Here is a 14,359-nt window from a genome sequence, read left to right on the forward strand (position 1 = left end):
GGCTTCGAGCATGTTTAGTGAAACAAACTATCATTTTTTAGTAAACTCTTAAATCGCTTACCTAAGCTACCTGCAAAAGTGAAGAAAGATTGTTAATATATAATAATTTTTTAAAAAGGTATTGCTTGTGACGCAACGTAATGATTTATAATCAATATAGGAGGTGGAATAATGATGAAACAATCGAAATCAATACCAGAAGGATATATGACAGTTGGTGAAGTGGCAAAGAAAATGGGGGTTACGGTCCGTACCCTACAATATTACGATAAACAGGGGCTACTTTCTCCATCCGCAGAGAGCGAAGGCGGGCGTAGGCTTTATACCGATAAGGATTTAATTACACTACATCAGATTTTATCCTTAAAATCATTAGGTTTTTCCCTTGCAGATATCAAACAACAGCTAATCTCTTTGGATACTCCCTCTGATGTTGCAAACATACTTAGTAAGCAGGCAGATGATATCCGCCAAAAAATAGAGCAACTATCCGCTTCTTTGGCAGCAATAGAGCAATTACGGACAGAAGTGCTACAAATGCAAACAGTGAATTTCAAAAAATATGCGGATATTATCGTTAACTTGCAAATGAATAACGAGTTTTACTTTTTGATTAAATATTTTGATGATGATATGCTGGACTATATCCGCACACGCTTTGACCAGGAAAGTGGCTTTGCTTTTATAGAGAGGTTTAACCGTATCAGTGATGAAATCATACAGCTCCAAAAAGACAATATCCCACCTGAAAATGAAAAATGCCAGACCCTTACCAAAGTGTATTGGGATTTAATTATGGAGTTTACAGAAGGTGATATGAGTATGCTGCCAAAACTGATAGAATTTGGAAAGTTAAATAATACCACAAATGAGTGGGAAGAAAAGCAGAAAAAACTAAATGCCTATTTGGAACCAGCTTTGGAAATCTATTTTTCCAGGCTTGGTGTTAATCCATTTGAGGGGGTAGAAACATGATCGATGCCATTCAAGTTCATGGATTAACAAAAAGCTATGGTGAACATATGGTCCTCAAAGGGCTTGATTTTCAAATTGCGCAAGGAGAGGTGTTTTCCCTGCTCGGTGTGAATGGGGCGGGAAAAACTACAGCCCTTGAATGTATGGAGGGATTGAGGAAGTATGACAGTGGAACGGTTACCGTAAATGGAAAAATGGGTATTCAATTACAGTCATCTTCCCTGCCAGCCCATATCAAACCCATGGAAGCCGTCAAACTATTTGCCAGATGGAATAAAACTAAGGTTGATATCGCTATACTTCAGTCACTGGGAATTCAGGAAATCGAGAAAAAGCAATATATACAGCTATCCACAGGCCAGAAAAGGCGGTTGCACCTGGCCCTTGTCCTGATCAGTCGTCCAGATATTATTTTTCTTGACGAGCCAACAGCAGGACTTGATGTTGAGGGTAGATTATCGCTGCATACTCAAATCCGAAAACTAAAATCGCAGGGAAAAACAATTGTTTTGGCAAGCCATGATATGGCGGAAGTGGAAACACTGTGCGACCGGATCGCGATTTTAAATGATGGAAAGATTGTGTTTTGCGGAACACCTTCAGAACTAACTGACAAAATCGGAAAAAAATACTGGATCCATATTAAAACTCAGCAGGGAAGTGATACATTTGAAACTGACAATATCGAAGACAGCCTGCTCTCCCTGCTTGGCGAGTTAAAACAAAAAGGGATTGAGGTATTGGATATTAAGGTGGATAGGGGTACCTTGGAACAGCACTTTTTAGAAATGGCAAGGAGGTCGGAGAAATGAGAAATTTTTTGTATAGCGTGGCATTACAATGGAAACTGGATATCAGAAGTAAATCGTTATTGGTCACCTGTTATCTTGTTCCGCTCCTGTTTTTTCTGCTCATGGGTGGTGTTTTTACCTCTATCATGCCGGAAATGAAACATACACTGATATCAGCAATGATTGTAATGGGGGTGTCTATGGGTGCTTTGATCGGATTGCCTCCCTCTTTAGCCGAAACCTATGGCAGTGACATAAAAAAGATGTACAAAGCAAATGGAGTGCCCATATGTTTAGGCTTAGCCACAATGTTTGTCTCTGCGTTTCTTCATTTAATGATGTTGTGTATCATCCTATTTTTGTTGGCTCCCATCTTGTTTCAGGCGTCTTTGCCAGTAAACCCTCCGCTGTTTTTCCTTGCGCTTGCCCTCTATATGGCTGTATCACTGAGTATTGGAAGTGTTTTGGGCTTAGTTGTAAAAAGCCAAGCAAAGCTGACGATGGTTTCACAGCTTGTGTTTTTGCCATCCATTCTGCTTTCGGGTATTATGTTTCCGATGGAACTGCTGCCAAAAGCTTTTCAGGTAATTGGAAAACTCTTTCCCGCTACTTGGGGAAACCTCTTAATGCAGGATAATGGATTCCGGTTAGAAAACTTGTGGTACTTGATCCTGCTGTTTTTGGTTGCGGTCATTGTATGCGGAATCCTTTTGAAACAGCAGAAATCAAAATAATTGGAACTGTATGGAAGGTGTACAGATGTATTATTATTTTATACACTTGGATAGGGGAACAATCGATTTTCTCGATACCACAGTATACACCTTCATAAAGAAAGCGCGAAAATTCCCCTTGTCTTTGAAAAAGCGAAAACAAGGGGAGCCTAGTACCCTTAAAAGCCAAACGATGCGGGAACAGGTTGCCTGCATTTTTTTATTCCCGGCGGAATAAAGGAGTTTCGGCAAATCCACCAATTTAGTGGTGGATTGTGGTAAGTACTAGAAGGTTCTTTTACCGGCTTAGCACCTCGCAAGGAGTGCGAAACAATATCATTTCATTACCTCTTAGGTTCCTTCAAATACCGACATGCGAGCGATTTGCCATTGGTTGATGTTCTATATACTTTTTCTCATAAACCGGGCGTTCTAATGGCAAACCATTCCGAACTTTTTTCTACCCTAAACTAGGGGGTTCACTTAGGCAGACAACAAGAAACCGCCTTGATGATTCAAGGCGGTTTTAAAATTAATGTAGCGAAACCAATCGTCCTATTTCCAGGATGGCACAGTTTTAATCCTCACAAATATCATGATATGGGTGGAACATCTGATGGTTTGGCTGTTCCTGTTTTTTTGTTTTGATTCCAAAGACAAAAATAAAAATGTGGAATACCCATACGCCAACCAAGACAATTCGACCAATTGGTACGTTGCTCATCATGATAAAACCTACACTCATGGTTAGGGTAACAATCACCATAATTTTCATTTTGGTTTTCCAGGTCATTCCTTGCCCTTTACGAAAGCTTTCTAGATTGTTTTTGTACAGTTTTGTGCCCACAAACCAATCGTTTAATTTTTTAGAACTTTTTCCAAAGCAAACCGCCGCCAATAGTAGGAAAGGGAATGCTGGTAACAACGGCAATATTGCCCCAATAAAGCCCAAACCCAAACCGATACATCCTACAGTGATATAAATTATTTTTTTCATACATCACACTCCATTTTTACGCTTTTCTTTTCTGGTTTCGATGAAATGCCGGATTGCCATAACAGGGTGATGGAATAACATCCTTGGTCCGGAAAACCGCATTACCTGGCGGATTTTCTCCCGCATTTTTGGTTGATAACAATGTACTTTACAGGCAGAACAAAAGGTTTTTGTTTCCATAAAAGGGCATTTATTACTTCGTTCCACGGTATAATCTAACAGATTTTGGCAATTAGAACAAAGCCGCTGGGTGTGATGGTTCTTCCTGCAATACAGCAAGATCATTTCAGAAACCATCCGTTTTTCCTGTTCCCGTTTGGATTGTAAATCTTTTGCCATCAGCTCATCCTCCCGTGTTCCACAGAATACACCTTGTTTGCAATCCCCATGGTGGATTCTCGATGAGATACCAAAACAACGGTTTTATCCTGCCGTTCCTCATGCAATGATTTCAGGATAACCGCTTCGTTTAAGCTATCCAGATTACTGGTGGGTTCGTCCAGCAAAATCAGCGGAGCGTCGTGCAGGAACGCGCGTGCTAAACCAATCCGCTGTTTTTCACCACCGGATAGGGTATCCCCCAATTCCCCCACATTGGTTTGGTATCCATTTGGCAAGCTCATGATAAATTCATGGATGGAAGCTTTTTTACATGCGGCGACAATCTCTTCCTGGGTAGCGTCTAGTTTGGCGATGCGGATATTGTTTTCAATGCTGTCATGGAACAGGTGGGTTTCCTGGGTTACAAAGCTTTCCATTTCCCGCAGGTTGGTGGTGTTGATTTGGTCTATCTGCTTGCCGGATATAGCGATTTCCCCTTGCTGTACCTTCCAAAACCGCATCATCAATTTTAACAGGGTGGATTTTCCACTGCCACTTTTCCCTACAATGCCGGTTACCTGGTGTTGCGGAATTTGCAAGTTCAGGTTGGACAAAATCGTTTCATTCCCATAAGAGAACGTAACCTGTTTTACCTCTGCACCCTGGAAGTTGATTTCTTGTTTTCCAGTAATTTCTTCCACGACAGGGGATTCATCCAGAATATCCAGTACACGGTTGCCGGCCGCGAAAGTATTTTGTAAGGTACTGCCCAGGTTTGCCAGGGCGACCACCGGACCGAAAGAGGACATCATCGCAACCACTGGAATCAATACCCCGTCAAACGCTACCATTTGGTTGTGGTATAACAGGGCGGCTACCAGTAACATGACCAGATCAAACACCAAAATAGCCGTGTTGGTAACGGCCATATTCTGACCGGTACGCCGTTTCATCTTTGCTTCCTCTTTGGAAAGCTGGTCAGTGCGTTGGTTCAGTTGTTCCAGGCGTTGTTCCCCAGTGCCGTATTGGATGCTTTCCTTTAACCCCCGCAGGCTGTCCAACACATAGCTGCTCAATTCACCGGATTTGGAACGGAACACCATTCCGCTATCCCCGGTTTTTTTGGAAATAACAATTGGAATTACCGCCCCAATCACAAGATATGCTACCAGAGCGATTAGTCCCAGCAACCAATGGTAGCAGCTAATCCATATGGTCATAATCACTGCCATACAAATGGCGATGGCGATAGGGGAGATGGTGTGGGCGTAAAAGACCTCCAACAGTTCAATATCTGAGGTGATAACCGAAATCAAATTCCCTTTGTCCTTTCCCTCCAGTTTGGCGGGGCAGAGCCTGCGCAATGCTTGAAACACTTTATCACGAATTAACGCCAATAGTTTAAAGGCAATAAAATGGTTACACGCTTGCTCTGCATACCGAAGGAAACCACGAACCAACGCAAAAACAATAACGCATACCACAGCTGTTTTTAAGGTAATTGGGGTTGACATTTGCAGCACGTCCAACATGGCGTATCCGCCAAATACCGTAATGGAGATAGCTGCCAGAAATCCGATTACCCCCATGATAATTGCCAGTATCATAAATCCGATTAAAGGTTTTACCAGGCCTACCAAACGGCCCATAATTTGAAAGTTGCTTCTTTTTTTCATCGGATTTCACCGCCTTTTTGATAATGTTCCAGGCTTTGCTGGCATTCCCATAGATGGGCATATACATTTTGTTTTTCCAATAACTGCTGATGGGTTCCGCTCTCTACCAGGTTGCCTTTTTCCAATACATAAATACAATCAGAAGCAACCACATTGGCAAGGCGGTGGGAAATTAAAAGGACGGTTTTTGTTTTTGCCAGTTGGTGGATTTGCTCTATAATATCGTTTTCGCTCTCCACATCAATATTTGAGGTTGCCTCGTCAAAAATGTAAATCGGGGTATCATGCAGTAAGGCGCGTGCCAAAGCCAGGCGTTGACACTGCCCGCCGGAAAGGTTGCTGGCTTTTTCCTGCAATAGGGTATCCAATCCGTTTTCCTGCCGGAGGAAATCCGCCAGATTGGTTTGTTCTAATACTGCCCAAAGTTGTTGATCGGTAGCGTTTGGATTCCCCATCAGCAGGTTATCCCTTACCGTCCCTTTTAACAAATAACTGTTATGGCTGATATAAGTAATCGTCCGTATCAGGCTGGACTCCGCAATTTGGGATAATTCGATCCCCCCAATGGTGATACTTCCTGTGTAGCCCTGGTTTCGTCCCATGAGCAGGGAAGCAATGGTAGATTTCCCGCAGCCGCTTTCCCCAACCAAGGAAATAAATCCCCCCATTGGAAATTCCATATGGACGCCGTGAAGGATTTCCCGGCCTTCATTGTAGGAAAAACGCAAATCCTTACATTGAATAGCATAGTGATCAGAAGACACTGTAGCTGTTTTCGGCTCTGGGTCAGGTAAATCCAGCAAACGGAAGATTTTATCACTGGCAGCCATCCCGTTCATCGCAATGTGGAAGAACGAACCCAGCTGGCGCATGGGTAGGAAGAAATCAGCGGACAACAGGATAATCGCGAAACATCCCATAAAGGAAATGGCATCCGCCTGGAATTCGTTTACCGAGATAATCACCCCTAAAGCAGCACCGCCATAAGCCACCAGATCCATAATGGTAATAGAATTGAGCTGCATAGTCAGCACTTTCATGGTGATTTTACGGAATTTTTCCGCCTCCCGGTTCATTTCCTGGTTTTTGAAGTCATCAGATTGGTAAATTTTCAGAGTAGTCAGCCCCTGCAGGTTTTCCAGGAAAGTATCCCCTAAAGCGGTATACTGCCCCCAATATTTCGACAAAAGCTTCTTGGCGAAGGTTTGCACCGCCGCAATGGCAACTGGGATAAGTGGTACACAGATCAGCAGGACGATTGCAGCTTTCAAGCTGATCACGCTCAATACAGCAAACAGGGTAACAGGCGCAAGCATGCTGTAAAAGAACTGGGGTAGGTAAGCTCCAAAATAGGTTTCCAATTGGTCTACCCCTTCTACTGACATCTGCACTACCTCAGAAGTAGAAATCTTATCCGTATAAGACCCTCCCAATTTTAGCAGTTTTTGGTAAATTTTTTGCCGCAGGATCTTTTTTACTGATTTGGAAGAAAAATAGCTCATTTTAGCTGCCCCAGTAGTACAGACAAACCGGATTAGGATTGACACAAGTATAATGGCTGTTGTGGCGATTATAGTGGTGGCACCCAGGGTTTGTGTCAACAATTTTTGCAATAGTTGGCTAATCGCAAAAATCATACTGATGTTGGCAAGCAGGCTGCACCATTGCAACACCACGTTGGCAGCGATGTATTTTTTGCTTTCGCTGACAGTGCCAATCAACCGTTTGTTAATCATCATAATTTGAAATACTCCTCTATACTAAACTAATATTCCGAAAAAATAGTACACACCAAATAGGGGATAAAGCCAAGGGTTTATAGAAACAGCAGTATCAGGACGCAGAAAAACACTACATCCTGATAACCAACTGATATGATTTCAACTTTTTCTAAATGGTGAAATACGGTACCTGTACAATGTGTTTATACATGTTACAACAAATTAATTCGCTAAGGCTTTACCCAGCGCCTGGCATGCTGCTTCTCCATCACTGTCAGGGGATTCATTGCAAATAACGCTTTCACAAACCAGGTTCGCGCCGTCTCCTTTACAGGTTTGTTCCCAAGTACGCATCCATTCGCCGTCACCCCAGCCATAGGAACCAAACAAAGCGATTTTTTTACCGTTCAATTTTGGTTCGCAGGTGGTGAACATCGGCTGGAACTCACTGTCCTCCAGTTCTTCTGCTCCCATGGAAGGGCACCCAAATGCTATAGCGTCGTATTGATCCATCATATCTGCGTCAAATTCGGATGCGGTAAACAAGGTAGCCTCCGCACCTGCTTCGATAGCACCAGCTAAAACTTGGTTTGCCATCGCTTCAGTATTTCCTGTACCGCTCCAGTATACAACTGCAACTTTACTCATAAATATTAACCTCATTTCTTAAAAAATAGTATATCAAGCAGCCACAGTCAGCTGCAAAATACTTCGTCCATTGTTGTATAGCCGCCAATACACATCCCTGCATTTTTTGAATTTGGCGAATATCTGTTTTGCTTCACATTCATTGCAGTAAACCTTCCAGCAACCAACACACTTGCAGTTTTTTCCTTCATTTTCAATAAATCCAACCACATCCCACAATGGATACCCCAGAAACAAGCCAATTTCATGGGGAAATTCATCCATCTCACAAAAACGACCCTGTAACTGTTGGATAGCGCTATCAAGGTCAGTTTCCATATATCCACAGCTTTTTAAAAAGCAGCGAACACCCGGCTTGTTCAAATCCTGTTTTAATTTAGATTTGCGGAACACATAAATCAACGCATGGTGCTCTTTTTTTCGTAACACTACAATAAAAATTCCTTTTTGATTGAGTTTGTAGTTCCAGCAATTTAGTTGTTGTTCTAACTCCAAATCAGAAGAAAATGAAAAGTTAAACAGACTGGCTGTTTTTAAGGAAGCCAGAGTAGGGGAACATAGTTCTACCAAATATTTTTCAAACATGGCAATCCTCCTATCCGTTATTGTGGGCAGTGTTCCGCCAGAACATTGTGCAGCGCAGAGGCACTGCTGGTATGCACACGGACAATGGGTACATGATTCTTTTTCGCCTCTTGGGATGCACTAAGTACCATTTTATGGGATACTGTATTGGTAAATAAAATCATTAAATCTGGACATCCTAGTTTTTTTCTCAACGCCCCTTTTTCTTTTGCAAAAACTTTTGCTTTACAGCCATATTTTTTACATATGGATTGATATTGGCAGGTCATGCACTCGTTGCCTCCAATAATGACGATGCTCATAATATCCTCCTTATTTTGTTAGCATGTGCTAACTTTTCATCTTATAAAAAGCACCAGAATGGTGCAATTATTTTTTGGCATTGCTATGCGTTACTGCAAATCAATTGTTTAACCTGTTTTACTATTATAAATTAGCATATGCTAACTTGTCAAGTAAAAAATCATAAGTTAGTTATAACTAACTTTGACTATTACTATACACACCATTTTATATTTTGTCAATAGCTTTTCTATAAATTATCATATTTAACAAAAATATAAAAATTTTTTATTACATTACTACAATATTAAACTAGAGGATTTCTATATTATCAATTAAAAATTTTTGTTGCATATCTAACGAATATACCATATGATAGTAATAGAAGTTAAATTTAGAGTAGAGAATATTCTTTTAATATATTATTGCTTTGTCCCCAAAATAAATTATAATTAAGTAAAAAAATGTAAATTTTGTTTCACATGAAACAAAATCAATTTTTTATTTTTACAAATAATGTAACTCTAGCATATTAAAGCCCTTTTTCCATTTTAGGAAAATTTTATCATATTATTTTTATTTTATTTGCATATATATATAAATAAAATCAGTTAAATCTGCAGCAAATTATACATAGTTTGCAAAAAAAATATAAAAGTTTTCTCATATCTATAGACGAATTGCATACATTGTATTATAATAGCCGTGATATAGAAATTAGAAACAATTATTAATTTTAAATAAAAACAGAAACCTTATAGCAAACTATGTGTGTAAAGGAGCTGTGTGTATTGAACGTCTATTCACATTTACATGTGAGCCGGATTGTCCGCAGATATATTCAACGGGAATTTGGGGTGCATTTACCAGTTATGACTTTTGCCTATGGCAATATGAGGCCTGATTTTTCCCCAAAGTGTAAACGGATCCCCCATTATAAAAAAGATATGTACGAAAATATCCGCCAGGAAATTTCCGATTTGGCCAATTGCGAAAAAGAAAAAATGAACCGTTTTCTGTTAGCGGACCGTTTAGGGGTGATTTGCCATTACCTGTGTGACTTTTTCTGCTATGCCCATTCAGAGAAATTTACAGGCAGCTTGCGGGAACATTTTAAATACGAAAGTTTGCTCAACCGGTATATCAAACAGCGGCGCCGTACATGCGAGCAGGTCAATTTTTTAGCGGATGCCCAGATTACCACCAATTTATTCGACCTGTTGGAGCGGTTGGATGAACAGTATGAGAACTATATCCGTTTGGAAACCCTGCCAGGATTTGATATGGTTTGCGCTTTACAGGCATGTATTGAGGTAACTGTGCGGATATTGGCGATTATTATCTGTAAATCCCAAGTAAGCACCCGTGTCCATAGAGACCAGGTTTTGGCATAATATAAAAACACAGGAAAAGAAAAAGGATCGGAATGATAAAGTTCCGATCCTATTATTTTTGTTTGCATCAATCTTTTTCAAATGAAAATCTTTAAATTTTTGCCAGTTTTTTGTGGAACTCCTCAGAATCACAAACCACTTTTACTGGCTGGTTAAAGTCCAAAGAGAACAATCCAATAAAGGATTTTGCGTCTACAGCAATTTGCTCATCGAGTGAATGTAATGTGACGTCCTCATCTGTGCTGCAAGCAAGTTCTTGTAAACGTTGGATTTCTTCAATTGAGTTAAACATTTTTTCTGTTACCATAACGCATACTCCTTTTCTAATCTTGGAATCGGATTTGGATTCATTTTCCTTATCCTTACTTTTTATTATACACAGGAGAAAAAGCTTGTCAATGGTAAAAAAGTATAAATTTGTCCTATTTTTATCCTTGTTTTTAAATAAAATTTAAAACTATTGCAAAAGAGGGTGGGTTCTATGCTAATACGTGGGGAAGATTTACGCTGTAAAGACGTAATTAATTTAAAAGATGGTGTTAAAATTGGTACAGTAGATGATTTTGAACTGGATAGCTGTACTGCACAAATCCAGGCAATTGTAATTGGAGGAAGAAAAAAATTTTTTGGCCTGTTAGGGCAGGAAGAAGATATTGTGATTTGCTGGAAAGATATCAATGTAATAGGGGAAGACGCGATACTAGTTTGTCTAGAACAATGCAATTGTTGCCATCCAAAACGAAACCGGGGACAATTTTTCCGTAATTTATTTGGATAAATGGAAGAATGCGGTTGACTTTTTATGAAAAAAATAGGATAATAAGGATAATTGATTGGAATGAAAAAATCAACAAAGGGGAGAACATGTGTGGCAAAAAAACGGTTTCGTAAAACAAAAATTACAATTTTTATTATTTATATTATCATATTAGTTTTTTATGGATTGTTTGTGTTTCAAACCTTCCAAACAAAACAAGCAGGGGAGGATTTCCATGTGTTTGGAAATTATCTGTATGCTTTGGAGGATCAACATTCCCTTGCTATTAGCGAAGTAAAAGAGGAATATCAAAAAGGGGATCGAATTATTTATCGGACAGAAGATGGTTTGCAAACAGCGAAAATTGATACTGTTTTAACTCAAAATAACGAAAAAGTAGTTACCTTGGTTTCCAACCAGGACCATATTTCTTATGATTTCATTATCGCTGCAGTAAAAACCGATATTCCTTATTTGGGGGCAGTATTTGAGTTTTTACAAACAACATTGGCTGTTATCTGTATTGTAGTAGTTCCATGTGCATTGTTTGTAGTTTACCAAATTGTTCAACTTATTCGCACTGTAAAACATGGTAAAAAATCAGAAGAAAATCAGGAAAATGAGGAACTTATGATGGAAGATAAATTGTCTAATATTCAAACACCTACTATGGAGCTTTCCAAACAAAATATTTCGCAACAGTTTGCGGCAATTGCCCAATCAACAAACGAACAGGGTACTATCCAAAAAGAACTTTCCAGACCTCTATCAAGAGAACTGAAAGTTGCTCCATCAGAAGAAAGCTTAGACCAAGTATTGGATGAGATGAAATACAAAATGAAATTCCAAGATACATATCAACTTTCTAAACATATGGAAAGTGTAATTGATGAGCAACCGGAAATGCAATCTGAGTTAGCGCCATATGGATTGCAGACAAAACAGATTGAAGATGGGATTGAAATCCAGATTGATAGCAGTAAAACCAAGGATATTACCATCCGTCTAAAAAAAGATGGCTCCTTAACTCTCATCACAGAAAACTATCAAGCAGAGATTAATTCAGATATTTAATTGAAAAGTACATTTTTTAATGTGCCCCTCCTCTTTTTCTATTAGTATTCTCATTTTAGGGTATCATAATAGAAAAAGTAGTAAAAAGGAGAGTAATAGATGAACAATTTAAAAATAATTCGGGAACGTCGTGGGCTAACGCAGTCCCAACTGGCACAATTATCCGGTGTAAGTCTCCAAGAAATACAGGAGTTCGAGCAAGGAAGTCCAGATACCAATCAAACAGCACAGTTGATGGCGCTGCATAAATTAGCTACTGCGTTATCCTGCAATGTAAATGATTTGTATTAATCAGGTATAAAAAATAGGATTCTGTTAGAAACAAAACTGATTCTGTATAGATGCAGAGTCAGTTTTGTTTTTTGTAGTAAACTGTTCCTGTTAGAGTCCAAAGCATAATTTTTCTGTTTGTTTCATATGATTGGTTATCTTTTAAAAACTGGGTGATTTGTATGAAACGCTTTGTTTGGATTGCGCTTTTATTGGTGGCCGCTTTAGGCCTTTTTTATTTGAGCCGGACATCCCTTTCCACTAGCCAACAAGACTATGGGGAAATTCCCGCCATGAACCAGCAGGTGGATTTTTCTGATTTAAACGATGCCAATGAGGAAATGCGTAGTGTTTGGTTTTCCTATTTGGATTGGAATATCCTATTCAAGGGCAAAGATCAGCAGGCGTTTACCCAGGCAGCACAAAATGTACTGGAAAACCTACAATCGTTAAATTGTAACACCCTATTTTTGCATGTACGTTCTTTTGGAGATGCCATGTATCCTTCCCAATACTATCCTTGGTCATCCTCCTGTTCCGGAACCCTAGCAAAGGACCCCGGCTACGACCCATTACAGATTTTTATTGAGCAGGCACACCAAAAAAATATTGCTGTACATGCCTGGATTAATCCAATGAGAACGATGACTGACCAAGAATTTTCACAAATTGCTCATTCTTATCCCATAAAATCATGGTATGATTCTTCCAAACGTTCTGATTATATGATGCAAGATAGTACAGGAAGATGGATTTTGATTCCAGGAAACCCAGAAGTACAACAACTCATCTCAAATGGGATAAAGGAACTGGTAGAAAATTATGATATTGATGGTATCCATATGGACGATTATTTTTATCCTAGTGGAGTTGACCAATTACCCCAGAATGATACTAGCTACTTTCAAAAATTAGGAAGCAATGTTGGTATTGAAGACTGGCGGCGTTCCAGTGTTACCCAAATGATGCAGGGAATTTATCAGGCTGCACATCAGGCAAAAGCGGAAATTCAGGTTGGAGTCAGCCCTCAGTCCAGCCTTTCCGCTAACCATGATAAATTGTTCGCAGATGTGGAACAATGGGTAAAAACCGATGGTATAATCGACTATATTGTCCCTCAAATCTATTTTGGTTTCCAGAATTCTTCCCAGCCATTTGACCAAACCGCCGCCCAGTGGAACCAGTCGGTAGAAGGTACCCAAACAAAACTATATATTGGTCTCGCCTGCTACAAAATAGGTTTGGATAACGATGCCCATGCAGGGAATGGAAAACAGGAATGGCAGGCTGTTGCGCAAAGTTCCAATGATATTTTAAAGCGACAGGTAGAATGTATTCGCCAGTTATCAAACTGCAAAGGCTTTGGTTTATATGACTACAAATCCATATTTGCGGAGGATGGTAGCATTCAACCTACCATTGCCAAAGAGCTAGAAAATCTGAAATCAATACTTGGATAAACCAAAAACAGGAGAAAGGTAAAATGTTACAAGAAATTCTAAAAAGAAGGAGTATCCGGAAATTTTCCAGTCATCCCATCCCGGAAAAAGATATTCGGGAAATCATAGAGTGCGGAATGAATGCTCCTTCTTCTAAAAACAGGCAGCCTTGGTCTTTTGTAGTGGTACAAGGAGATGCCAAACAAGGAATGCTTCAGGCCTTCCAGAAAGGGATTGACCGGGAAGAACATGGTGCTCCGCTGCTTCCAAACAGTAGGCAGCATCTCAGTGGAGCAAAATACACACTGCGGATTATGGAGCAGGCACCGGTTACGATTTTTGTATTTAACACTTTGGGGGACAATATCTTTGCGGAACTCTCCCAGGAAGAACGAGTATTCGAGATATGTAACCATCAATCGGTTAGTGCTGCCATTCAGAATATCCTATTGGCGGCAACCGCAAAAAAGATTGGCAGCCTATGGATTTGTGATATTTATTTTGCCTATCAAGAACTATGTGATTGGCTCAATATAGAAGGCGAATTGCTAGCTGCTGTTTCGTTGGGGTATCCAGAAGAATCTCCACCTCAAAGGCCAAAAAAGAATTTTGACGACTTGGTAATATGGAAAAATAAACCGGAATAGAAAGGATTAAAACAATGAAAGACAATGTAAAACGGTTAATAGCGATTATTTTGTGTGTTGTGATGGCAA

At 39.8% G+C, this 14,359-nt stretch carries 17 protein-coding genes; 9 read left to right on the forward strand and 8 right to left on the reverse strand.

The features are described 5' to 3' along the window. Positions 1–171 precede the first annotated feature (171 nt). Genes H8Z77_RS03800 through H8Z77_RS03810 form a run of 3 tightly spaced genes read left to right on the forward strand, consistent with a single transcriptional unit; the run spans position 172 to position 2,500 of the window. Positions 172–975: a MerR family transcriptional regulator gene (locus H8Z77_RS03800; protein ID WP_436231577.1), complete on the forward strand. Its 804-nt coding sequence runs from the start codon at positions 172–174 to the stop codon at positions 973–975. After that, a complete protein-coding gene (locus tag H8Z77_RS03805) occupies positions 972–1,787 on the forward strand; it encodes an ABC transporter ATP-binding protein (protein ID WP_186996228.1) in 816 nt (271 codons plus the stop codon). Before H8Z77_RS03800 ends, H8Z77_RS03805 begins: the two co-directional genes overlap by 4 nt. Further along, the gene (locus tag H8Z77_RS03810; protein ID WP_186996229.1) at positions 1,784–2,500 is read left to right on the forward strand and encodes an ABC transporter permease; all 717 of its coding nucleotides are present in this window, start codon (positions 1,784–1,786) and stop codon (positions 2,498–2,500) included. Before H8Z77_RS03805 ends, H8Z77_RS03810 begins: the two co-directional genes overlap by 4 nt. Before the next feature lie 556 nt (positions 2,501–3,056). Here H8Z77_RS03810 and H8Z77_RS03815 read toward each other — a convergent pair. The 7 genes from H8Z77_RS03815 to H8Z77_RS03845 all read right to left on the reverse strand — a co-directional run bounded on the left by H8Z77_RS03815 (position 3,057) and on the right by H8Z77_RS03845 (position 8,729). Continuing rightward, a complete protein-coding gene (locus tag H8Z77_RS03815) occupies positions 3,057–3,476 on the reverse strand; it encodes a YbaN family protein (RefSeq protein ID WP_069988858.1) in 420 nt (139 codons plus the stop codon). Between the two features lie 3 nt (positions 3,477–3,479). Beyond that, a complete protein-coding gene (locus H8Z77_RS03820) occupies positions 3,480–3,815 on the reverse strand; it encodes a nitrous oxide-stimulated promoter family protein (RefSeq protein WP_186996230.1) in 336 nt (111 codons plus the stop codon). Beyond that, the gene (cydC, locus tag H8Z77_RS03825) at positions 3,815–5,473 is read right to left on the reverse strand and encodes a thiol reductant ABC exporter subunit CydC (RefSeq protein WP_186996231.1); all 1,659 of its coding nucleotides are present in this window, start codon (positions 5,471–5,473) and stop codon (positions 3,815–3,817) included. The genes H8Z77_RS03820 and cydC overlap by 1 nt, the downstream gene beginning before the upstream one ends. Beyond that, a complete protein-coding gene (locus H8Z77_RS03830; RefSeq protein ID WP_366472164.1) occupies positions 5,470–7,209 on the reverse strand; it encodes an ABC transporter ATP-binding protein/permease in 1,740 nt (579 codons plus the stop codon). Before H8Z77_RS03830 ends, cydC begins: the two co-directional genes overlap by 4 nt. A 207-nt stretch (positions 7,210–7,416) precedes the next feature. Beyond that, complete coding sequence (locus H8Z77_RS03835) at positions 7,417–7,842, reverse strand: flavodoxin (protein ID WP_069988864.1); 426 nt, start codon at positions 7,840–7,842, stop codon at positions 7,417–7,419. Between the two features lie 33 nt (positions 7,843–7,875). Further along, positions 7,876–8,427 (reverse strand): DUF3793 family protein, encoded by a 552-nt coding sequence (locus tag H8Z77_RS03840; RefSeq protein ID WP_186996233.1) that lies wholly within the window; start codon positions 8,425–8,427, stop codon positions 7,876–7,878. 17 nt (positions 8,428–8,444) lie between these two features. Next, positions 8,445–8,729 (reverse strand): DUF2325 domain-containing protein, encoded by a 285-nt coding sequence (locus H8Z77_RS03845; protein WP_069988867.1) that lies wholly within the window; start codon positions 8,727–8,729, stop codon positions 8,445–8,447. A gap of 771 nt (positions 8,730–9,500) precedes the next feature. Here H8Z77_RS03845 and H8Z77_RS03850 point away from each other — a divergent pair. Beyond that, complete coding sequence (locus tag H8Z77_RS03850; RefSeq protein ID WP_186996234.1) at positions 9,501–10,103, forward strand: zinc dependent phospholipase C family protein; 603 nt, start codon at positions 9,501–9,503, stop codon at positions 10,101–10,103. Between the two features lie 91 nt (positions 10,104–10,194). Here H8Z77_RS03850 and H8Z77_RS03855 read toward each other — a convergent pair whose 3' ends face one another. Then, a complete protein-coding gene (locus tag H8Z77_RS03855; protein WP_069988871.1) occupies positions 10,195–10,410 on the reverse strand; it encodes a hypothetical protein in 216 nt (71 codons plus the stop codon). Positions 10,411–10,584: 174 nt separating this feature from the next. Here H8Z77_RS03855 and H8Z77_RS03860 point away from each other — a divergent pair, with 174 nt between their 5' ends. The 5 genes from H8Z77_RS03860 to H8Z77_RS03880 all read left to right on the forward strand — a co-directional run bounded on the left by H8Z77_RS03860 (position 10,585) and on the right by H8Z77_RS03880 (position 14,290). After that, positions 10,585–10,881: a YlmC/YmxH family sporulation protein gene (locus H8Z77_RS03860; protein WP_069988873.1), complete on the forward strand. Its 297-nt coding sequence runs from the start codon at positions 10,585–10,587 to the stop codon at positions 10,879–10,881. A gap of 90 nt (positions 10,882–10,971) precedes the next feature. Further along, a complete protein-coding gene (locus H8Z77_RS03865; RefSeq protein ID WP_186996235.1) occupies positions 10,972–11,934 on the forward strand; it encodes a hypothetical protein in 963 nt (320 codons plus the stop codon). A 99-nt stretch (positions 11,935–12,033) separates the two neighbouring features. Further along, positions 12,034–12,225 (forward strand): helix-turn-helix transcriptional regulator, encoded by a 192-nt coding sequence (locus H8Z77_RS03870; RefSeq protein ID WP_186996236.1) that lies wholly within the window; start codon positions 12,034–12,036, stop codon positions 12,223–12,225. Between the two features lie 161 nt (positions 12,226–12,386). Beyond that, positions 12,387–13,664 (forward strand): glycoside hydrolase family 10-like protein, encoded by a 1,278-nt coding sequence (locus tag H8Z77_RS03875; RefSeq protein WP_186996237.1) that lies wholly within the window; start codon positions 12,387–12,389, stop codon positions 13,662–13,664. 23 nt (positions 13,665–13,687) lie between these two features. Beyond that, the gene (locus H8Z77_RS03880; RefSeq protein ID WP_186996238.1) at positions 13,688–14,290 is read left to right on the forward strand and encodes a nitroreductase family protein; all 603 of its coding nucleotides are present in this window, start codon (positions 13,688–13,690) and stop codon (positions 14,288–14,290) included. Positions 14,291–14,359 lie beyond the last annotated feature (69 nt).

The sequence above is a fragment of the Clostridium facile genome, from assembly GCF_014297275.1.
Lineage (GTDB): Bacteria > Bacillota > Clostridia > Oscillospirales > Ruminococcaceae > Massilioclostridium > Massilioclostridium facile.

Coding starts and splice junctions, on each gene's coding strand:
- H8Z77_RS03820 (WP_186996230.1), bottom strand. CDS start 3,815: ATGGCAAAAGATTTACAATCCAAACGGGAACAGGAAAAACGGATGGTT.
- H8Z77_RS03845 (WP_069988867.1), bottom strand. CDS start 8,729: ATGAGCATCGTCATTATTGGAGGCAACGAGTGCATGACCTGCCAATAT.
- H8Z77_RS03800 (WP_436231577.1), top strand. CDS start 172: ATGATGAAACAATCGAAATCAATACCAGAAGGATATATGACAGTTGGT.
- cydC (WP_186996231.1), bottom strand. CDS start 5,473: ATGAAAAAAAGAAGCAACTTTCAAATTATGGGCCGTTTGGTAGGCCTG.
- H8Z77_RS03840 (WP_186996233.1), bottom strand. CDS start 8,427: ATGTTTGAAAAATATTTGGTAGAACTATGTTCCCCTACTCTGGCTTCC.
- H8Z77_RS03870 (WP_186996236.1), top strand. CDS start 12,034: ATGAACAATTTAAAAATAATTCGGGAACGTCGTGGGCTAACGCAGTCC.
- H8Z77_RS03815 (WP_069988858.1), bottom strand. CDS start 3,476: ATGAAAAAAATAATTTATATCACTGTAGGATGTATCGGTTTGGGTTTG.
- H8Z77_RS03805 (WP_186996228.1), top strand. CDS start 972: ATGATCGATGCCATTCAAGTTCATGGATTAACAAAAAGCTATGGTGAA.
- H8Z77_RS03835 (WP_069988864.1), bottom strand. CDS start 7,842: ATGAGTAAAGTTGCAGTTGTATACTGGAGCGGTACAGGAAATACTGAA.
- H8Z77_RS03810 (WP_186996229.1), top strand. CDS start 1,784: ATGAGAAATTTTTTGTATAGCGTGGCATTACAATGGAAACTGGATATC.
- H8Z77_RS03860 (WP_069988873.1), top strand. CDS start 10,585: ATGCTAATACGTGGGGAAGATTTACGCTGTAAAGACGTAATTAATTTA.
- H8Z77_RS03855 (WP_069988871.1), bottom strand. CDS start 10,410: ATGGTAACAGAAAAAATGTTTAACTCAATTGAAGAAATCCAACGTTTA.
- H8Z77_RS03830 (WP_366472164.1), bottom strand. CDS start 7,209: ATGATTAACAAACGGTTGATTGGCACTGTCAGCGAAAGCAAAAAATAC.
- H8Z77_RS03875 (WP_186996237.1), top strand. CDS start 12,387: ATGAAACGCTTTGTTTGGATTGCGCTTTTATTGGTGGCCGCTTTAGGC.
- H8Z77_RS03880 (WP_186996238.1), top strand. CDS start 13,688: ATGTTACAAGAAATTCTAAAAAGAAGGAGTATCCGGAAATTTTCCAGT.